15 protein-coding genes are annotated in these 19,097 nt (G+C 65.2%); 9 read left to right on the top strand and 6 right to left on the bottom strand.

Annotated elements, in window-relative coordinates; all coding sequences use genetic code 11:
• Positions 1-55: 55 nt before the first annotated feature.
• Positions 56-778 carry a YybH family protein gene (locus tag C3Y92_RS01530; RefSeq protein WP_235669572.1) on the top strand — a complete coding sequence of 241 codons (723 nt, stop codon included), beginning with the start codon at positions 56-58 and terminating at the stop codon, positions 776-778.
• Between the two features lie 203 nt (positions 779-981).
• Here C3Y92_RS01530 and C3Y92_RS01535 read toward each other — a convergent pair whose 3' ends face one another.
• Entirely contained in the window at positions 982-1,608 is a 627-nt protein-coding gene (locus C3Y92_RS01535) for an XTP/dITP diphosphatase (protein WP_129348839.1), read from the bottom strand.
• Between the two features lie 101 nt (positions 1,609-1,709).
• Between C3Y92_RS01535 and rimO the strand changes: the two genes are divergently transcribed.
• From rimO to C3Y92_RS01560, 5 genes are all read left to right on the top strand, one after another.
• Positions 1,710-3,008, top strand: coding sequence for a 30S ribosomal protein S12 methylthiotransferase RimO (gene rimO / locus C3Y92_RS01540; RefSeq protein WP_129348841.1), 1,299 nt, complete (start codon positions 1,710-1,712; stop codon positions 3,006-3,008).
• Between the two features lie 96 nt (positions 3,009-3,104).
• Complete coding sequence (locus tag C3Y92_RS01545; RefSeq protein ID WP_129348843.1) at positions 3,105-4,835, top strand: 30S ribosomal protein S1; 1,731 nt, start codon at positions 3,105-3,107, stop codon at positions 4,833-4,835.
• Positions 4,822-5,760 carry a signal peptide peptidase SppA gene (gene sppA, locus C3Y92_RS01550; RefSeq protein ID WP_129348845.1) on the top strand — a complete coding sequence of 313 codons (939 nt, stop codon included), beginning with the start codon at positions 4,822-4,824 and terminating at the stop codon, positions 5,758-5,760. Before C3Y92_RS01545 ends, sppA begins: the two co-directional genes overlap by 14 nt.
• A 157-nt stretch (positions 5,761-5,917) precedes the next feature.
• Positions 5,918-6,793 carry a fumarylacetoacetate hydrolase family protein gene (locus C3Y92_RS01555; RefSeq protein WP_129348847.1) on the top strand — a complete coding sequence of 292 codons (876 nt, stop codon included), beginning with the start codon at positions 5,918-5,920 and terminating at the stop codon, positions 6,791-6,793.
• A gap of 126 nt (positions 6,794-6,919) precedes the next feature.
• On the top strand, positions 6,920-7,795 hold the full coding sequence (locus C3Y92_RS01560; RefSeq protein WP_129348849.1) for a proline iminopeptidase-family hydrolase: 876 nt from the start codon (positions 6,920-6,922) through the stop codon (positions 7,793-7,795).
• A 9-nt stretch (positions 7,796-7,804) separates the two neighbouring features.
• Here the strand turns inward: C3Y92_RS01560 and C3Y92_RS01565 are convergent, their stop codons facing one another.
• The 4 genes from C3Y92_RS01565 to C3Y92_RS01580 all read right to left on the bottom strand — a co-directional run bounded on the left by C3Y92_RS01565 (position 7,805) and on the right by C3Y92_RS01580 (position 12,832).
• The gene (locus C3Y92_RS01565) at positions 7,805-8,053 is read right to left on the bottom strand and encodes a hypothetical protein (protein WP_129348851.1); all 249 of its coding nucleotides are present in this window, start codon (positions 8,051-8,053) and stop codon (positions 7,805-7,807) included.
• A gap of 113 nt (positions 8,054-8,166) precedes the next feature.
• Positions 8,167-9,672, bottom strand: a complete 1,506-nt coding sequence (malQ, locus tag C3Y92_RS01570; RefSeq protein ID WP_129348853.1) for a 4-alpha-glucanotransferase — start codon at positions 9,670-9,672, stop codon at positions 8,167-8,169.
• A 303-nt stretch (positions 9,673-9,975) separates the two neighbouring features.
• A complete protein-coding gene (glgB, locus tag C3Y92_RS01575; protein ID WP_129348854.1) occupies positions 9,976-11,898 on the bottom strand; it encodes a 1,4-alpha-glucan branching protein GlgB in 1,923 nt (640 codons plus the stop codon).
• A gap of 94 nt (positions 11,899-11,992) precedes the next feature.
• Positions 11,993-12,832: an MBL fold metallo-hydrolase gene (locus C3Y92_RS01580; protein ID WP_129348856.1), complete on the bottom strand. Its 840-nt coding sequence runs from the start codon at positions 12,830-12,832 to the stop codon at positions 11,993-11,995.
• Between the two features lie 103 nt (positions 12,833-12,935).
• Here C3Y92_RS01580 and C3Y92_RS01585 point away from each other — a divergent pair, with 103 nt between their 5' ends.
• Positions 12,936-13,241, top strand: a complete 306-nt coding sequence (locus C3Y92_RS01585; RefSeq protein WP_043602067.1) for an SH3 domain-containing protein — start codon at positions 12,936-12,938, stop codon at positions 13,239-13,241.
• A gap of 86 nt (positions 13,242-13,327) precedes the next feature.
• Here the strand turns inward: C3Y92_RS01585 and C3Y92_RS01590 are convergent, their stop codons facing one another.
• Positions 13,328-16,240, bottom strand: a complete 2,913-nt coding sequence (locus C3Y92_RS01590) for an insulinase family protein (RefSeq protein ID WP_129348858.1) — start codon at positions 16,238-16,240, stop codon at positions 13,328-13,330.
• A gap of 340 nt (positions 16,241-16,580) precedes the next feature.
• Between C3Y92_RS01590 and C3Y92_RS01595 the strand changes: the two genes are divergently transcribed.
• Complete coding sequence (locus C3Y92_RS01595; RefSeq protein ID WP_129348860.1) at positions 16,581-17,618, top strand: OmpA family protein; 1,038 nt, start codon at positions 16,581-16,583, stop codon at positions 17,616-17,618.
• 70 nt (positions 17,619-17,688) lie between these two features.
• Positions 17,689-18,609, top strand: coding sequence for a LysM peptidoglycan-binding domain-containing protein (locus C3Y92_RS01600; RefSeq protein WP_129348862.1), 921 nt, complete (start codon positions 17,689-17,691; stop codon positions 18,607-18,609).
• Positions 18,610-19,097: the final 488 nt, after the last annotated feature.

The following is a 19,097-nucleotide window of genomic DNA, read 5'->3' on the forward strand; positions in this document are numbered from 1 at the left end:
TGTGGAGGGATGGCGTATGGTCCACGGCGCGCGTGTGGTCGAGAGGAAGAGGCGTATGCCGAAGATGGCGGCGTTGTGCTTCGCGCTTGTGGCGGCCCTGTGTCTGCTGGCCGGTTGCGGCGGTAAAAAAACCAAGGCCGAGCCGGGCAAGCCGTCGGGGTTCGCCTCGGCCGATGCGAAAAACATTCACGAATTCATCGTCCGCTTCCCGGATATGGCCGCAAGCGGCGACGCCGGGGCCATGCTGCGCCTTTTCACCGAAGACGCCCGCTACGTGCCGCTTCTGGGCAAGGACGTGCGCCCCATCCGGGGGAGCGGCGAACTGGAGCGCCAGCTTCCCGCCTCCCTGGCCGAACAGCGCCGCATGGGACTCGCCATGCAGTGGCGCGAACCCATGAACATCCAGGTCAAGGGCGAGCGGGCCAGCGTGCGGGCCGTGGCCGACCTGCGCTGGAACGAAAACGGCCAAGCCAAACAGGCTGTGATGAGCTGTTATTTCGGCCTGTCGCGCGACGACAACTACCTGTGGCGCATCCGGGAGTTCCACGGCGAACCGGTCGGCCCGAGCTTCAAGGCGCCGCCCCAGACCCAGCCGGCCAAGGCCCCGGCCAAAAAGCCCGTGCGCAAGGAAAAGATCGTCATCCAGGGCGAACCGCCAAAGCCCGCCGCCAAACAGCCCGCCGCCACGCCCGCGCCCCAGCCAACCCCGCCGCCAGCCCAGGAAAAACCGCCCCATGACGGGCCGCTAGTGGAAGACTCGCCGAAGCCATTTTTTTAGGAGGCCTCCGGCGGCCGGGGGCTCAGCCCCCCGGACCCCCGACATGGTCTGCGCCCAGCGGTGCTTTCGCCGGTCTCCTTTCTGTTTGGGGATGCGTTTTTCGGTTCGGGCTTTCGCCCGAACCGAAAAACGCATCCCCAGATAGGGAGGGTCCGGGAGGGGCTTAGCCCCTCCCGGCCGCCGGAGGCATCTTCATCTTATTCTTATTCTTTTCCCCGCCAATCTTCCCATTTCTCCACCAATTTCGCCAACGCCTGGCCGCGATGGCTGCGGGCGTTTTTTTCGGTGGGCGTGAGTTCGGCGGCGGTTTTGCCGGCAAGGGCGTCGAAAAAGAGCGGATCGTAGCCGAAGCCGCCGTCGCCGGCGGGCGCGAAGGCCACCCGGCCTTCCCAGGAGCCTTCGGCCGTGAGTTCCCGGCCGTCGGGATCGGCCGCCACCACCACCGAGACGAACCGGCAGGTGCGGTCGCCCTCGGGCACATGGGCCATGACGGTCAGCAACTTGTCGTTGTTGGCGGCGTCGGTGGCGTTTTCGCCGGCGTAGCGGGCCGAATAGACGCCCGGCGCGCCGGACAGGGCGTCCACGCACAGGCCGGAATCGTCGGCCAGGCTCACCAGCCCCGTGGCCTTGGCCACGGCCCAGGCCTTGATACGGGCGTTTTCCAGAAACGTCGTCCCGGTTTCGGGGATTTCGCCGATTTCCGGGAATTCCCCGAGTCCGACCACGGTGACGCCAAGTCCGGCCAGCAGAGCGTTTAATTCCTTGATCTTCCCGGCGTTGCGGGTGGCCAGCACGACCTTGAGGCCGTCTTGCTTCGTCTGGGTATCCATCGGGACTCCTACAGCTTTTTGCCGCCCCGGCCGGCTTTTGCCATCCGGGACAAGCCATGGTAGCCCGGCCCCACATTGCCTGCAAGGATGGAACGAAACCCATGTCCAAGATATATCGCGTCCACACCATAAGCCTTGGCTGCCCCAAAAACCGGGTGGACACCGAAAACGTGCTGGGCGGCCTGCCCTTTGCCACGACGCCCGCAGCCACGCCCGAGGCGGCCGATCTGGTCGTGGTCAACACCTGCTCGTTTATTGCCCCGGCGGTTGAGGAGTCCGTGGCCGCCATCCTGGAAGCCTCCGAGGCCATCCGGGAGCTGTCGCCGCGCCCGGTGCTGGCCGTGCTCGGCTGCCTGCCCTCGCGCTTTGGCCAGGAACTGCGCGAGGGCCTGCCCGAGGTTGACATCTGGGGCCTGCCCTCGGAGCTGGACCTCATCCCGGGCCGGCTGGCCAAGGCGCTGTCGGCTGAATCGGCCGCGCCCACCGGCCGTCTGGCCAGCACCCCGCCGTCCTATGCCTACCTCAAAATCGCCGAAGGCTGTGACCATGCCTGCCGCTATTGCACCATTCCGTCGATTCGCGGGCCGCTTGTGAGCAAGCCCCTGGACGCCCTGGTGGAGGAGTCCCGGCGGCTTCTGGACAAGGGCGCGTCGGAGCTCGTTGTGGTGGCCCAGGACGTGGCCGCCTACGGCCGCGATCTGGGCATGAAAGAGGGCCTCAAGGCGCTGCTGGGCAAGCTCCTGCCGCTTTCGGGGCTCAAGTGGCTGCGCCTGCTTTATCTCTATCCGTCCGGGGTGACGGACGATCTGCTGGCTTTCCTGGCCGGGGCCGGCCGGCCCTTCGTGCCGTATTTCGACATCCCGTTCCAGCACATCCACCCGGACATGCTGGCCGCCATGGGCCGTCCCAAGGCGGCCTCGGCCGAGACGGTGGTGGCCCGGGTGCGCCGCCATTTCCCGGACGCCGCCCTGCGCTCGACGTTTATCGTGGGGCTTCCCGGCGAAAAGAAAGAACATTTCGAGACGCTGCTGCGCTTTGTCAACGAAGCCAGGCTCAACCATGTCGGCGTCTTCCCCTACCACCGCGAGGACGGCACCCCGGCGGCGGCCATGGCCGGACAGGTGCGCAGCGACGTCAAGGCCCGGCGGGTGGAGGCGGTCATGGCCGCCCAGCGCGAGATCAGCGCCGATTTGCTGGAAGAGTGGGTCGGCCGGGACACGGAAGTGCTGGTGGACAGCGTCCATCCCGAATGGCCGGGGCTGCATGTGGGGCGCACCTGGTTCCAGGCCCCGGAGATCGACGGGGTGACGTATGTCAGCGGCCCGGGCGTCGCGCCGGGCAACATGGTTACGGCGACCATCGAGGAAGCAAAGGACTATGATCTCGTAGGGCTGGCCTGACGGGTCGGGCGGGGCCTTTTTTGTTGTGTGTTCGAGGGGTTTCTGCTATGACCCGAAATCCTTTTCGAAGGGATAGATCGCGTTGGAGGTCAACTCATGGACAAAACCACGGAAATGAAAAACAACCTTAACTCGGAAATGGAAGTCAACTTCGAGGCCGCGCTGGAAAATTACCTCAATGAGGATTTCGGCGACCTGGAAGAAGGTTCCATCACTCAGGGCGTCGTGGTCCGCATCGGCAAGGAGCACGTCCTCGTGGACGTCAACTTCAAGTCCGAGGGCCAGATTCCGGTCGGCGAATTCCTGGACCCGCTGGGGGAAATGGAAGTCAAAGTCGGCGACCAGATCGACGTCTACGTCGTCTCCAAGAACGAATCCGAAGGCACCATCATCATGTCCCGCGAGCGGGCCAAGAGGATGCAGCTTTTTGATAAGCTCGAGGAAATCCAGGAAAAAGATGACGTCATCAGCGGTAAGATCGTGCGCCGCATCAAGGGTGGCTACACCGTCGATCTCGGCGGCGTCGAAGCCTTCCTGCCCGGTTCCCACGTCGACCTGCGCCCCGTGCCCGACATGGACGCCCTGGTCGGCCAGGAATTCGAATTCCGCGTGCTCAAGATCAACCGCCGCCGCAGCAACGTCATCGTTTCCCGCCGCGTGCTCCTGGAAGAGCGCCGGGATTCCATGCGCAAAGACCTCCTCAAGACCCTCGAAGAGGGCCAGACCGTCACCGGTCGGGTCAAGAACATCACCGAGTACGGCGTTTTCGTCGACCTCGGCGGCCTCGACGGCCTCATGCACATCACCGACATGTCCTGGAAGCGCATCAAGCATCCCAAAGAGCTGGTGCATCTGGGCGACGAGCTGGAACTGAAGGTCCTTTCCTTCGACCAGGACAAGCAGAAAGTGTCGCTTGGCATGAAGCAGCTCATCGCCGATCCCTGGGAAAACATCGCCGGCAAGTACCCCGAAGACACCCGCATGTCCGGTAAGGTCACCAACCTGGTCGACTACGGCGCGTTTGTCGAGCTGGAGCCCGGCGTCGAAGGGCTGGTCCACATCTCCGAGATGTCCTGGACCCGCAAGCTGCGCCACCCGAGCCAGATGGTCCACGTCGGCGACGAAGTCGAAGTGGTCGTGCTGTCCGTTGATCCGGACAAGAAGCGCATTTCGCTCGGCATGAAGCAGGTTCGCCCGAATCCGTGGGATATCGTGGCCGAGAAGTACCCCGAGGGCACCATCCTTGAGGGTTCGGTCAAAAACATCACCGAGTTCGGCATCTTCATCGGCATCGAGGACGGCATTGACGGCCTGATCCACGTCTCCGACATCTCCTGGACCAAAAAGGTCCGCCACCCCGGCGAGATGTTCAAGAGCGGCGACATCGTCATGGCCAAGGTCCTCACCGTCGACAAAGAGAACGAGAAGTTCACCCTGGGCATCAAGCAGCTCTCCGAAGATCCCTGGACCCGCGTGCCCGACACCTACCCGGTCGGCGCCATGGTCAAGGGCACGGTAACCAACATCACCGACTTCGGCCTGTTCGTGGAAGTGGAAGAAGGCATCGAAGGCTTGGTCCACGTTTCCGAGATCAGCCGCAAGAAGGTCAAGACGCCTGCCGAGATCTACAAGGAAGGCGACGAGATCGAAGCCAAGGTCATCCACGTCTCCGCCGACGAGCGCCGCCTGGGCCTGTCCATCAAGTCCATCAAGGACGAAGAGGACAAGAAAAAGGCCAAGGAATTCCGCACCGCCGGTCCTTCCGACACCGGAAGCAATCTGGGCGAGCTCCTGCGCCAGAAACTGGAAGAGGATGCCCAGCGCTAATCAACCGCTCTCTGTCAGGCGTCCGGCCCTGTTCGGATGCCTGATTGCCGTCGCGGCCGTGATCCTGGTTTTCGGGATCGCGGCCGCGTTTGGCGTTTTCGGCCACGACGAGGAGGGCGAATCCCTGCTCGGGCTGGCCGAGGCCCGCATCGGCGTGGTGCGCGTCGAAGGCCCGATAAACGACGCCGAAGAGGTCGTGGCCTTTATCCGCAAACTGCGCGAGGACGATACCGTCAAGGGCGTCATTTTACGCATCAATTCCCCTGGCGGAGCCTTTGGACCGTCCCAGGAAATGTACATGGCCGTCAAGCGCCTGCGAGCCAAAAAGCCCGTCGTGGCCTCCTTTTCCGCCGTGGCCGCCTCGGGCGGGTATTACGCCGCCTGCGCGGCTGACCGCATCTTTTCCAACCCCGGCTCCATCACCGGCAGCATCGGCGTCATCACCCAGCTGGCCAACGCCCGGGAGCTCATGCAAAAGCTGGGACTGAGCATGGACTCGCTGACCACCGGCAAGCTCAAGGATGCCGGCAGCCCCTTCAAGCAGCTCTCCGACGAGCAACGCGCCTACCTCGAAGGCCTGATAAACGACCTCAACGCCCAGTTCAGCGGCGATGTGGCCAAGGAGCGCAAGCTCTCCCCTGAGGCCATCGCGCTCATCGCTGACGGTCGGGCCATGACCGGCGCGCGCGCCCAGGCCATTGGCCTTGTGGACGACCTCGGCGGCCAGGAAGAGGCCGTGGGCTACCTTAAAAAAGAGCTCGGCCTCAAGGGCGAGGTGCCGCTTTTCAAGGGGCCCAAGAAAAAGAACAGCTTTTTCGAGAAGCTGTCCTCCTCCCTGCCCCTGGTCGATCCGCGCGGCGCGGCCGCGCTTGCCGCCCTGGCCGACGCCCTGGAAGGTCGCCAAAGCCTGCCCGAACTTCGTTGATTCCCGCACCGGCAGTCTCGCCGCCTTCGGTTTCCCTTCGTCCTGCCTTTACCTCCTCGCGTGCATGAGAAAACCGTCATGGCCCCTGCGCTTTGGCGTCTTGACGATAAAGCGCCTGTGCTCCTAGGGTTGTCATCGTAGCAACCAAGGAGTGCCCATGCGTCTCGTTTCCTTCGCCCAAAACGACGGACCTCGCCTGGGCGTACGCCTGGGCGATGTGCTCATCGACCTTTCCCAGGTTGACGACAGCCTCCCGAGCGACATGATCGCCTTCCTGGCCGGCGGCCAGGACGCGTTCGACGCCGTACGGAAGGCCGCTCAAAATGCGCCTACGGCGGCCCAGATGCGCTTTTCGTCGGTCAAACTGCTGCCCGTCGTGCCGCGCCCCGGCAAAATTGTCTGCGTAGGCCTCAACTACGTGGACCATGCCGTGGAAATCAGTCCGCGCAACCTGCCCGATCACCCGACCTTTTTCGCCCGCCTGGCCTCGACCCTGATCGCCCACAACGAACCGCTCCTGCGGCCGGCTGTCTCGACCAAACTCGATTTCGAGGGCGAACTGGCCGTCATCATCGGCAAGCCCGGCCGCCTGATCCCCAAAAGCCAGGCCCTGGCCCACGTGGGCGGCTATGCGCTTTTTAACGAAGGTTCCGTGCGTGACTACCAGTTCCGCACCTCCCAGTGGTTTCTCGGCAAAAATTTCGACGCCACCGGCGCGTTCGGCCCGGAACTGTGCACCCCCGACGAACTGCCGCCCGGAGCAAACGGCCTGCTTTTGTGCACCCGCGTCAACGGCGAACTGGTCCAGGAAGCCGCCACCTCGGACATGCTGTTCCCCGTGCCGGCCCTTATCGCCGCCCTGTCCGAGGCCATGACGCTCAATCCCGGCGACGTCATCGTCACCGGCACTCCGTCGGGCGTGGGCTTTGCCCGCAAACCGCCGCGCTATCTCAAGCCCGGCGATGTCTGCGAGATAGAACTCGAAGGCTACGGCGTACTGCGCAATCCCGTGGGCGATGCCCTCGGCGAGTAGGAAACGGCAAGAAGGGATGAGGCCGCCTGGGACCGGGCCGAACGCTCCCTGGTCCGATCATTTGGGCACCGGTGACAGTGAGATGGCGTCGGTGGAAGTGCTATGCTTTTGCAAAGGAGGCGTTTGATGTTGACCCAAGACCGTGCTTCCGTGGGGCTGATCGATGTTCCCGGCGGCCGGGTGTTCTACCGTATCGTCGGCCAGGACGCGCCCGGCACGCCGCTTCTTGTCGTCCATGGCGGCCCGGGCCTGCCCCACGACTATCTGGAGCCTCTGGAAGCCCTGGCCAACGCCCGGCCGGTGGTTTTCTACGACCAGCTCGGCTGCGGCCGATCCGACCGGCCAGACGACCTGTCGCTTTTTGCCCTGCCGCGTTACGTCGAAGAACTCGACGCCGTGCGCCGGGCCTTGGGGCTTACGCAGCTGGCGCTTTTGGGGCAATCCTTTGGCGCGCTTTTGTGCGTGGAATATCTGCTGCGGCGCGGCCAGGAAGGGGTTACCCGGCTTGTGCTCTCCGGGCCGTGCCTGAGCGCCGCCCGGTTCGCCGCCGATCAGCGGGCGCATCTCACCGCCATGCCCCAAGGGGTGCAAGACGCCGTGGCCGCCGCCGAAGCGGCCGGCGATTACGACAGCGACGCCTATCAGGCGGCCGTGGGCGTGTTTTACGCCAAACACGTCTGCCGCCTCGATCCCTGGCCGGAATGCCTCACGCGGGCCATCGAGGGAATGAGCCTGCCCTGCTACCTGCACATGTGGGGGCCAAGCGAATTTACTCTGACCGGGAACCTGGCCGGCTACGATGCCACGCCTGAGCTGGGGACGATCACCGTGCCGACGCTTTTCACCTGCGGCCGCTACGACGAAGCCACGCCCGAGACCACGGCGGACTTCGCCGCCCGCATCCCGGGCGCGCGGCTGACCGTCATTGAAGACGCCAGCCACAGCCACCACCTGGAGCAGCCGGCGCGCTACCTGGAAACCGTCGAGGCGTTTCTCGCTTAGGGTCGGGGCTTACCCGCCGACCGACTGGGAGGCGGCCATGGCATTGACCGCCGCGTCCCAATCGGCCGGGTCGCAGACGTCTTTTTCGATGATCTCGAAAAATTCACCCTCGGCCAGCCGCAGCGCGGCCATGTCCGGGTGCTTGCGCTTAAGCCAGGTGGGCGCTTCCCGGGCTTCGTCCACGTTGTCGGCGGTAAAGGTCGCCAGCGGCGTGCGCCCCGTCGTCCCGCACTTGAAGAGCAGATAGGATTTCGTCATGCCAGCCTCCCGTCCCTAAACGGTTCGCCCCTAGCGCCACCGGCCCTTGTAACCCGGTTGGGGGTCCGGGGGACTAAGGCCCCCGGCCGCCGGAGGCATCTCCTCTTCTTCCCTCAATGATTCCGACCAAATATCTCGGTCATCCCCCTCAGCCGCGCGGCAATGGCAGCGTCGAAGTGGTCGTCCACGGCGCGCCAGGACCAGTTGCCCTTGGCCACGGACGGCATGTTCATGCGCGCGCCTTCGCCCAGGCACAGGATATCCTGCATGGGCGCGATGACCTTGGAGGCGGCGCTTTGCATGATTAGCCGCAGCAGTTCCCAGGGCACCTCCTCGTGGGGCACGCGCCGGCCGAGGTAGGCGTAGAGCGATTCCAGGGCCTCGCCGCCGGATTCGCCGCGCGCCCAGCCGAGCGTCGTGTTGTTGTCGTGGGTGCCGGTGTAGGCCACGTGGTTGCGTTCGTAGTTGTGGGGCGCGTCGCGGTTTTCGGCGATGCCCGGACCGAAGGCGAACTGGAGCACGCGCATGCCGGGGAAGCTGAAGGCGGCCATGAGTTCGCGCACTTCGGCGGTGATGACGCCAAGGTCCTCGGCGATGATGGGCAGGGCCGGAAAACGCCGGGTCAGGGTCTTGAAAAGCGCGTGTCCCGGGGCCTTGACCCAGGTTCCGTTGACGGCCGTCTCTTCGCTGGCCGCGATCTCCCAGTAGGCCTCAAATCCCCGGAAGTGGTCCAGGCGCACGATGTCGTAGAGTTCCAGCGTCCGCTCCATGCGCCGTAGCCACCAAGCGAAGCCCTCGGCCTCGTGGGCCGGCCAGTCGTAGACCGGATTGCCCCAGCGCTGGCCGGTGGCGCTGAAATAATCCGGCGGCACTCCGGCCACCCAGACCGGCCGCTTGTCCGGGCCGAGCTTGAACAGCTCCGGATTGGCCCAGACGTCGGCGCTGTCCTCGGTGACGTAGATGGGCATGTCGCCGATGACCTGGATGTCGGCCTGGCGCAGCTGCGCCCGCAGGGCCTTCCACTGGCTGTGGGCCAGGTACTGCACGAACCGCACGTAGTCGATCTCCTCGGCCATGCGAATCTTCAGCGCGTCCACGGCCGCCGGCTCGCGGTCGCGCAGTCCGGCCGGCCACGAGGCAAACCCGGCCTCATGCTGCTCACGCTTGGCCGCCCGGAACAGGGCGTAATCGTCCAGCCAGCCGGTCGCCTCGCGGCAAAAGACGACATAGGCGGCGTCACAGGCCAGCCGCTGGCGGCCGGCGGCAAAAGCCGCGCGACAAAGCGCTTCTTTTTTGGCCTGCGCCTGCTCGAAATCCGCCACGGCCGGATCGCCGTCCACTACGGCCGCCTCCAGAGCCGCCGCGTCCAGCCAGCCGTCCTCGACCATGGCTTCGGGACTTATGAGCAGCGGACTTACGGCAAAGGCCGAGTCGCTGCTGTAGGGCGAGTTGCCGATAAAGGTCGACGTCGGCGACAGGGGCAATATCTGCCAATAGGACTGGGAAGCCTGGCGCAAGAAGCGGGCAAAGCGCCGCGCGCCGGGGCCGAAATCGCCGATGCCGAACCGGGAGGGAAGCGAGGTGACGTGCATGAGCACGCCGCTGGCTCTGCGCAGCATGGAAGCTCCTTGCGGGGTGGAAGGGAGGAATGTGGGGGGAGGAAACCCCTTTTTGAAAAAAGGGGTTTCCTCCCCCCACGCCCCCCCCTTCCCCAAAAACTTTTCTCTGGATAGGGATGCCACGGAAGGGTGGCAGGGGCAAGGGGGCCAACAGGGCACACACCCCACTCCGCCTGCTTGTGGATCCCCCGCCCGCCACAGACGGCCAGGGGGTCCGGGGGGATAATCCCCCCGGCGGGTGCAGGGCAGCGCCCTGCCGGGTCACGGGCAGCGCCCGTGCGGGTGCAGGGCAGAGCCCTGCAATTAGGCCGGCCGCAAGAACACTGCGCCAAGGGGCGGCAGGGTCAGCGTCAGCGAATAGGAGCGGTCAAAGCTCTCGACGGCTTCGGCCATGACCGCGCCGGCGTTGCCCAGGCCCGAGCCGCCGTAGGGGCGGGCGTCGCTGTTGAGCAGCTCCCGCCACATGCCGGGCCTGGGCACGCCGACCCGGTAGAACTCACGCGGCACGGGCGTGAAGTTGAGCACCACCAGCACCATGTCGTCCGGGTCCTTGCCGCGCCGCAAAAAGGCCAGCACGCTGGCCTCGGCGTCGCGGAAATCGACCCACTCGAAGCCTTCGGCCTTGAAATCGCGCTGATGCAGGGCCGGTTCTGACCGGTAGACGGCGTTTAAGTCGGCCACCCATTGTAAAATGCCCTGGTGCGGCGGCGAGTCGAGCAGCTCCCATTGCAGTTCGGCGTCGTGGTTCCATTCCTGCCACTGGGCGAATTCGCTGCCCATAAACAGCAGCTTCTTGCCCGGATGGCCGAACATGAAGCCGTAGAGCAGGCGCAGGTTGGCGAACCGTCGCCAGTCGTCGCCGGGCATTTTGCGGATGAGGCTGCCTTTGCCGTAGACGACCTCGTCGTGGGACAGGGCCAGGACGAAGTTTTCGGTAAAGGCGTACCAGATGCCGAAGGTGAGTTCCCCGTGGTGGTATTTGCGGAAGATCGGGTCGCGGGCAAAGTAGCGCAACACATCGTGCATCCAGCCCATGTTCCACTTCATGCCGAAGCCCAGGCCGCCGAGGTAGGGCGGGCGCGAGACCATGGGCCAGGAAGTGGATTCCTCGGCAATGGCCTCGGTGTCCGGGAAGCGGGCGTAGGTCATTTCGTTGAGGCGACGCAGGAAATCAATGTTGTCGAGGTTTTCCCGACCGCCGTGGATGTTGGGAATCCATTCGCCGTCGCGGCGGGAGTAGTCGAGGTAGAGCATGGAGGCCACGGCGTCCACGCGCAGGGCGTCGGCATGGTAGCGACCCAGCCAGAAAAGCGCGCTGGAGATGAGAAACGCGCGCACCTCGTAGCGGCCGGTGTTGAAGATGTAGCAGTTCCAGTCCGGGTGGTAGCCCCGGCGTGGATCGGCGTGCTCGAAGAGGTGGGTGCCGTCGAAATAGGACAGGCCGTGGCCGTCGGCCGGGAAATGGGAGGGCACCCAGTCCAGCACCACGCCGACGCCGTTTTGGTGGAGCCGGTCGATAAGGGCCATGAAGTCCTGGGGCGTGCCGTAGCGGCTGGTGGGGGCGAAGTAGCCCAGGGTCTGATAGCCCCAGGAGCCGAAAAAGGGGTGTTCCATGACCGGCAGGAACTCCACGTGGGTGAACCCGGCCCGCAGCACGTGGTCGGTCAGGTGATCGGCCAGCTCCCGGTAGGACAGGGAGCGGTAGCGGTCCTGGTGGACGCGGCGAAACGAGCCCAGGTGCAGTTCGTAGATGGAGATGGGCGAGGCAAACCCGTTTTTGTCGCGGCGGTTTTCCATCCAGGCGGCGTCGTTCCACTGGTAGTCGAGGTCCCAGACGATGGAGGCGGTATGGGGCGAGGTCTCCCAGTAGAAGGCGAAGGGGTCGGCCTTGTCGGCCTTGTAGCCGCCGACCTGGGAAGCGATGTGGTATTTGTAGCGCGTGCCCTTGGGCACGCCGGGGATGAAGCATTCGTGGACGCCCGAGGCGTCGTGGCGCACGGCCATGGGGTGGCTGTCGGGGTCCCAGTCGTTGAAGTCGCCGATGACCGAGACGGTGCGGGCGTTGGGAGCCCAGACGGCGAAGTGGACGCCGGGCTGGCCTTCGACTTCCATCATGGCCGAGCCGAGCTTGTCGGGCAGATCGAAGTGGTTGCCCTGTTTGAAGAGGTAGATGTCTTCCTCGGTCAGGCGTGAAACATCGTGGCGGATGGGGCTATGCTCCCGCATGAAAAGCTCCTTGGACGGCCCTGGGGCCGTGCGGGGGTGATAAGCGAAAGGCGGGCGCGGGGCAACGCGCCAGGCGCGGGCGGCGCGAGGACGATCAGGAGAAGGTCAGGCGCAGGCCGCAGCCAACTTCGTGGACGGGCAGGGTGCGGGACAGGGCGATCTTGGCGGCAAGCGACGTGCAATGGCCGGGGTAAATGGCGGCCAGACCGATGCGGCGGAAATAGTCGGCCGTGGCCTCGAAGCGGGCCGGGTCGGGCTTGCGCAGGTGCAGGCCGCCCACCACGGCGGCCACCCGGCGCTGTCCGGTGGCCCGGCGGGCGTGCTCCACGATGTTGCAGATGCCGGCGTGGGAACAGCCGGTGATGACCACCAGACCGTCGTCGCCGTGGTAAGCCAGGGCGGTGTCGTCGGGCAGGTCGTCGGGCACGGGGCCGTCCGGCTCCAGGCGCTGCCCGATGGGGGCGACGTTTTCGAAGGGAAAAAGGCGTGGAATTTCACCGAGAAAGAGCAGTCTGTCGGTGATGGGGACCGGCTCGCGCGAAAGGACCAAGTCAAAACACTGGGCCAGGGCGTCGTAGCCAAGGAGCGAACCGATGGGTTCGCCGTGCTCCAGGCGGCGCGGGGTCAGCGCCTGGGGATGGGCGGTGAGCCTTGGCCGATGCGTCCTGCCGGCGTTGGCGGCGTGCTCGGCCAGACAGGCCATGAGGGGCACGATCCCCCAGGTGTGGTCGTTGTGGCCGTGGGAGAGCACCACCTGGTCCAGGTCGGCCAGATCAAGGCCCAGCGTGGCCGCGTTGCGGCGCAACACGTCGGAATAGCCGCAGTCGAAGAGCACCTGCGTGTCGCCGTCGCGCAGATGGAGGGACAGCCCGGGTTCAGCCAGCAGGTAGCAGTCGATGAGGGTGTTGTTGTCCACCAGGACGGTTACTTCCATGGTGCAGTTTGTGCCCTGGGGCGAACAAAAGTCAAGGAATACCTGGACAGTCAGACCGTAGGCAGGCATATTTGATCCCAAAAAGGCTTTCAAGGGGGAGACCATGAACAAGCGCCTGCTGCCAGCTTTGACCCTGCTGCTCCTGCTCGCCGCCGCCATCGGCGGCTGCAGCGTGTCAATCGGCGTGCCGCCGCCGCCGCCGCCGGCCGGCTACGTCCGGGTGACCGCCGTCGAATCCGTGTATATCCGGGCGTGTCCGTCCACCTCCTGCGACGTGCGCACCGTGGCCTACCGGGGCCAGGCCGTGCGGGTGTGGGAATACGACGCCAACGGCTGGGCCCGCGTGACCCTGGTCGACAGCGGGGCCACGGGCTGGATGTACGCCCGCTATCTGGCCTTGCCGCGCTAAACGCGCCCATGCTGCAAAAAAGCGCCGGACGGCCGAGGGGGCCGTCCGGCGCTTTTGCGTTATGGGAGGCGCGACAGCTTCCAGAACTAGAGAACGTCGAGGCGGGCCAGGCCGGGCACGGACGCGGCCAGGGCGTCCAGGGAGGCCGACGGCCCCAGGACCACCACAGCCGCGTTGGCGGCGGCCGCGTCCAGGGCCTCGCCGTAAGCCCTAAACCGGGCCGGGCCGGCGGCCAGCACTTCGGCGCGAAGCTTCGCCCGCCGTTCGGCCGTGTCGCCGGTCAGCCGCCTGGCCAGGGCGACATGGCCCTTGGCGTCGGGCAGCATGTGGGCGTCGATGTCGCCGATGGCCCCGATGACGGCCCGGGTCATCTCTTCTTCCGAGAAGCTCGTGTCCATCAGATAGCGGCCGGCCTTGCGGAAGGCCTCGATGGTGGCCTCGGTGTTGGGGTCGCGGTAGGACACGAACACGGCCTGGCCGGCGATGCGGTCCAGGGAGCAAAACGCGCCATAAGCCCCGCCGCGCACCCGCACCCGGTCCCAGAGATAGGCCATGCGCAGGTAGCGGCTGGCCACCAGATCCGCGCCGTCAAAGCTCCAGCCGGTGGTGGTCAGGTCCAGTCCCAGGCCGACGTAGTGGACCTGGGCCGGGATGGCCAGGCCTTCGGCGGCGGGCAGGCCGGGGCGGGACCAGGCCTGGGGCGCGGGGGCGGCCCCGGGCAGGCCGGTGAGGAAATCGGCCAGGGCCGTTTCCTGGGAGGCCATGGCCGCCTCGGACACGGTCAGCCCGGCCAGGGTTCCGGCCTGGGTCAGGACGAGATCGCGCAGGGTTTCCAGGTCGGCCCGCACGCCGTCGTAGTCGGCTTCCAGGCGCGTGGCGAGTTCGCGCAGATACAGCAACTGGGACACGCCGCGCAGGCGTTCGGCCGTGGCCCCGGCCAGGGTGTAGCGGGCGCGCAGGCGCGAGCCGGCCGTGGCATGACCGGCCGGAGCCAGCCGGCGCTCCAGGCGCGAACGAGCCTCGGTGGCCATCTGGACAAACCGTTCGCGGTTGCCGAAATCGGTTTGGGTGAGGATTTCACCCAGGATTTCATAGAGATCGGGCATCTTGTCCAGGGTCGCCTTGGCCCGCAGCACAAGTTTGGCCGCCACGGCGTCCGGGCCGGCGTCCACCACCCCGGCCACCATGGCCTCGCGGGTGATGCCGCCGGTCTTGGCCGCGATGCGCCGGGTCAGGGTCACGGCGTCGAAACGCGGCGTGCCCAGTTCCAAAAGCGCCCGGCCAAACAGCGGAACCAGCGGAACAAGGCGGTCGGGCAGGCCGGCTAAGGGGAAGGCCAGATCGACGTAGGCGATGCCGGCCGTTTCTATGGGATGGAGCAACAGTTCGGCCTGGCCGGCTTGGGCGGCGCGCTCGGGGATGGGCGTTTCGTCGCGGGGCAGATCGGCCAGGGCCAGGGACGGGATGCGGGCCAGATCCTCGGGCGTGTCCGGGGTGTCCTGGAACTGACGCAGGATGTCGAGATCCGCGGCGATGGCGGCCTTGGCGGCCTCGTCCAGGGCGGCGGCCACGGCGGCCAGCTCGGCTTTCTCCTCGGCGGCGCGCCGGGCGTCCAGCTCGGTGTCCGGGGTGAGCGTCAAGGTCACGCGGTGGGGATTATCCAGCAACCACAGGCGCATGGCGTCTTCGAGAACCTGCTCGCCGGCGGCCAGTCGGGCCTTGAGCCGGCCCAGGGGACCGGAAAAACGCAACGGGGACAAGGGGTCGCCGTCGTGCAGCCAGGTGGTCAGGGAGCGCAGCCACAAGGACAGTCCGCGCGGGAACGAGCCGGTGTTGTTTTCGCGCAGGGAAAATTCCAGGGCGTTGACCCCGGCTTCCACGGCGTCGGCCGGCAGGCCCTCGGCAGCCAGCTGGGTCAGGGTTTCGAGGATGAGCGTCTCCACCTGCCCCGTGGCCTCGGGAGCCACGCCCTTTAAGCCCACCGAGAAAAACATCTGGCGCAGTTCGCTCTCCAGTCCGCCGCCGGTCAAGTCCTCGCCCAGGCCGCTGTCGAGGAGCGCCTTGCGCAGGGGCGAGGTGGGCAGGCCGATGAGCACATGCTCCAGCACGTCGAAAACCATGACCAGATCCTGGTCGGCCACGTCGGGCAGCAGCCAGTTGCAGGCAACAAAGGCGCGCCCGGCCTGGCCCGGGGCGGCGGCGTAGGGCATCTCGATTTTTTTCGGCGCGGCAAAGGGCTGCTGCCGGGCCACGGACGAGGCAGCCGGCCGGGCCTCGAAGCGGTCGAGGTAGGCCCCAAGCAGGCGCAGGCGCTCATCGGGATCGTCGTTGCCGGCAAAGAAGAAACGGCCGTTGCCGGGATGGTAGTAGGTCTCGTGGAAATTCTTGAAAGCATCAAAGGTCAGCGTCGGGATCACCTTGGGGTCGCCGCCGGAGTCCACGCCGTAGGTAGTGTCGGGAAACAGGGTGCGCTGGCAGAATTCGCCGAGCACGGAATCGGGCGAGGAGTAGACGCCCTTCATTTCATTGAAGACCACGCCGCTGCGGATCAGCTCGCCGCCGTCATTCCATTCAAAATGCCAGCCTTCCTGGAGGAAGACGGCCCGGGGGATGCGGGGAAAAAACACGGCGTCGAGATAGACGTCAACCAGATTATAGAAGTCGCGCAGGTTGGTGGAGGCCACCGGGTAGCAGGTCTTGTCGGGGTAGGTGAAGGCGTTGAGAAAGGTGTTGAGCGACCCTTTGAGGAGTTCGACAAAGGGTTCCTTGACGGGGTATTTTTGCGATCCGCACAGGACCGAGTGTTCCAGGATATGGGGCACGCCGGTGGAGCAGGCGGGCGGGGTGCGGAAAGCCGCGCCGAAAACCTTGTTTTCGTCGTCGGAAATCAGGGAAAGGAGTTCGGCTCCGGTGCGGTCGTGGCGGTAGAGGATGGCCCTGGCGGCGTATTCTTCAACGATTTCGTCGCGAAGGACGGAAAAACCGTAGTGCTTGGACATCAGCGCTCCTGCGTTGTCGTTTGGCCGGCGGTCATGGCCGGCCAGGTTTTTTGTACACATTCAGAAGAAATATGCTATAGGCAGCCCAAGGGCCTGGCGCAAGGCGGCCCGAGGCTGAGGAATGGGGGCGCATCCACTTGCGCTGCCTGGCAAAAAGAACTATATGTTAAACCGGAGAACAGAGGGAAGCACCCTGGAAGGTCGTCATTTCAAGAGGTTACGACACGACAGGGGGCTTGGGGTTCTTCCGCCCGCGGGCGGGAAAATCCCGTTTCAGGCTAATGAGGGTGGTTTTTTTTAGGCAAGGGTGAATCTCATTCACTACTCCGAGGAGGGAGTTATGAACAAGAAACTGCAAGTCGTGTTGGTGGCTCTGGTCGCCCTGCTGCTGGGATTCAGCGGTCCGGCCATGGCCAAGAAGCAGGTCCCGAAGGTCGACAACTTCATTTACTTCATCGACCATTCCAGCTCCATGGCGTTTTCCTATAAGGGACAGCGTTATGTGCAGTTTGGCGGCGTCTCCAAGATCATGATGGCCAAGTCCCTGGCCCGTGAACTGAACAAGATGACCCCCGAACTGGGCTACAAGGCCGGTCTGTACACCTTCGCTCCGTACAAGGAGTACGCTGCGATGGCCCCGTACAAGCAGGCCACCATGGCTGCCGCTGTTGAAAAGATCAACACCGACTACACCGTTTACGGCCGCATGACCCCCATGGGCAAGGGCCTGGAAGATCTGGACAAGCTGCCCGTCTCGACCCTGAGCGGCAAGACCGGCGTGTTCATCTTCTCCGACGGCGACTCCAACTGCGGCGTCGATCCCGTGGCCGTGGCCCAGTCCCTGAAGGCCAAGTACGGCGACAACCTGTGCTTCTACGTTGTCGACCTGTCCGACAACAAGCACGGCCAGCAGGTCCTCAAGGCCATCGCCGCCCTGGGCAAGTGCAACTGCATCGAGCTCGGCGAAGAGCTGCTCCGCAACGAGGCCGCCCGCGAGAAGTTCCTCGAGTGCGCCCTGTACGAGTGGATCGAAGACGAAATCGTCGTCTTCCGCAGCATCTACTTCGACTTCGACAAGTACAACATCAAGCCCGAATTCGTGCCCGTCCTTGAAGAAGGCACCGCCATCATCAAGTCCAAGACCGGCATGAAGGTCATCCTCGAGGGCCACACCGACTCCATCGGCTCCGAGCAGTACAACATGAAGCTCGGCCAGCGCCGCGCCGACTCGGTCAAGGCCTTCTTCGTGAAGAAGGGCATCGACGCCTCCCGCATCGAGACCATCAGCTTCGGCGAGTCCGATCCGGTGGCCACCAACAAGACCGCTCAGGGCCGCGCTCTGAACCGTCGCTGCGTGATCAAGTTCAAGTCCATGTAGTGAGACTTCCACGTCTCGCCGGCCAGACGCCCCGCCAGGGGCGTCTGGCTTTTTGATCGGAGAACACCCCATGCCCACCGTTCGAAGCACCCTCGCCGCCCTCGCTCTCCTTCTTTTTGCCGCCTCCGCCGCCTTTGCCGGCCTGCACGTCTATCCCGCCGACGGCCCGGCTCCGACTGTCGCGGTCGATACGCCAAAGCCCCTGACCTACAAGGTCGAAAAGGGCGACACCGTGGCCGTCATCGCCAAGAAGTTCGGCGTGGACGGCAAGGCGTTACTCGCCGCCAACAATCTGGCCGACGCCAAAAAGCTCAAGGCCGGACAAACCCTGACCATTCCCGGCAAGACCGCCGCGCCGGCCCCTGTGGCCGCCGTGCCGGCCAAGGCCGAGACCAAGCCTGCCGTTGCGGCTCCGGCCCCTGTGGCCGTTGCGCCGGCTCCGGTGGTGGCGGAAAAGCCCGACGCCACGGCCCGCAAGGCCGGCGGCAAGGAAGCCCTGGACCCGGGCGTGGTCGAGGAAAAGCCCGTCAAGGGCAAGAAAGGCAAGAAGGGCGCGGAACCGGCCCCTGTCCCGGCCCCGACGGTGGAGCTCACCGACAAGATGCGGGCGTCATTTGGCAAGACCGGCGTGATTGGCAACGCCACCGACGTGCCCCAGCCCATCCGTGACGAATTCTGGCGTTATGCCCAGAAGTGGGTGGACGAGCTGGACCGCCTGGGCGTCGGCACCATGGCCAACAAGAAGATCAAGCAGGTCGGCAGCCAGTGGGAGGCCACCTACCGCATCATCATCCGCGAATCCCTGGGCGCCGAGGTCAAGCGCGTGGAGTACGACCACACGCCCTACGTCGGCCACATCACCTACATGCAGCGGGTCTACACCAGCGTCGGACCGACCAAGGAGGCCGCCTTGCGCGGTCCCTGGACCGAGAAGGACGAAGCCATCCGCGAGATCTTCAGCTACTCCGGCAAGACCAAGGCCTGGCGCTAACAAGACGGCCAGGAAACGATTTCGCCCCCCGAAGCAACGCTTCGGGGGGCTTTTTCATGTGTGCCGAGCATGCGCGTCAGCTTGGAGGTGCAAGTCCTCTATCCAGCCTGATGGAGGCGAAGGATTAGCGAAGGGCAAGGGCGTCGTCGTGAGGCGGGGTCTGAAGGAAGCCTGGAGCAAAACCGCGACCCGATGAACAAGAACCGGATACGAGGCAGTCATGGGCGGACGAGCGGGCATGAGATCGCGAAGTCCCTATCCATCAAGGCCCATGGCTGTATATCCGGCGGGTGTGCGGGGAAGGCGGACGTGCTTACCTCGGGAGGTCCGCGCCATGTCCCGGAATCGAGACTGAGGCGGCAGCAATGCCGCCTGATCGTGGCGCGGAAGTCAGCAGAGGCCATAGTAGGCGCAAGCCGAAGGGCCAAACGGCAAGGAGCGGTAAGTAGGCCCTATGTCTCATGGCGTTTTGCGGCGGAATACCGGTA

Source organism: Solidesulfovibrio carbinolicus (assembly GCF_004135975.1).
In the GTDB taxonomy this organism is placed as follows: domain Bacteria; phylum Desulfobacterota; class Desulfovibrionia; order Desulfovibrionales; family Desulfovibrionaceae; genus Solidesulfovibrio; species Solidesulfovibrio carbinolicus.

What these genes read in the sequence shown, in the direction of transcription:
- C3Y92_RS01600 (WP_129348862.1), top strand. Translation starts at nt 17,689, where the DNA reads ATGCCCACCGTTCGAAGCACCCTCGCCGCCCTCGCTCTCCTTCTTTTT.
- C3Y92_RS01560 (WP_129348849.1), top strand. Translation starts at nt 6,920, where the DNA reads ATGTTGACCCAAGACCGTGCTTCCGTGGGGCTGATCGATGTTCCCGGC.
- C3Y92_RS01565 (WP_129348851.1), bottom strand. Translation starts at nt 8,053, where the DNA reads ATGACGAAATCCTATCTGCTCTTCAAGTGCGGGACGACGGGGCGCACG.
- C3Y92_RS01595 (WP_129348860.1), top strand. Translation starts at nt 16,581, where the DNA reads ATGAACAAGAAACTGCAAGTCGTGTTGGTGGCTCTGGTCGCCCTGCTG.
- sppA (WP_129348845.1), top strand. Translation starts at nt 4,822, where the DNA reads ATGCCCAGCGCTAATCAACCGCTCTCTGTCAGGCGTCCGGCCCTGTTC.
- C3Y92_RS01585 (WP_043602067.1), top strand. Translation starts at nt 12,936, where the DNA reads ATGAACAAGCGCCTGCTGCCAGCTTTGACCCTGCTGCTCCTGCTCGCC.
- C3Y92_RS01555 (WP_129348847.1), top strand. Translation starts at nt 5,918, where the DNA reads ATGCGTCTCGTTTCCTTCGCCCAAAACGACGGACCTCGCCTGGGCGTA.
- C3Y92_RS01545 (WP_129348843.1), top strand. Translation starts at nt 3,105, where the DNA reads ATGGACAAAACCACGGAAATGAAAAACAACCTTAACTCGGAAATGGAA.
- C3Y92_RS01530 (WP_235669572.1), top strand. Translation starts at nt 56, where the DNA reads ATGCCGAAGATGGCGGCGTTGTGCTTCGCGCTTGTGGCGGCCCTGTGT.
- glgB (WP_129348854.1), bottom strand. Translation starts at nt 11,898, where the DNA reads ATGCGGGAGCATAGCCCCATCCGCCACGATGTTTCACGCCTGACCGAG.
- C3Y92_RS01590 (WP_129348858.1), bottom strand. Translation starts at nt 16,240, where the DNA reads ATGTCCAAGCACTACGGTTTTTCCGTCCTTCGCGACGAAATCGTTGAA.
- C3Y92_RS01580 (WP_129348856.1), bottom strand. Translation starts at nt 12,832, where the DNA reads ATGGAAGTAACCGTCCTGGTGGACAACAACACCCTCATCGACTGCTAC.
- rimO (WP_129348841.1), top strand. Translation starts at nt 1,710, where the DNA reads ATGTCCAAGATATATCGCGTCCACACCATAAGCCTTGGCTGCCCCAAA.
- C3Y92_RS01535 (WP_129348839.1), bottom strand. Translation starts at nt 1,608, where the DNA reads ATGGATACCCAGACGAAGCAAGACGGCCTCAAGGTCGTGCTGGCCACC.
- malQ (WP_129348853.1), bottom strand. Translation starts at nt 9,672, where the DNA reads ATGCTGCGCAGAGCCAGCGGCGTGCTCATGCACGTCACCTCGCTTCCC.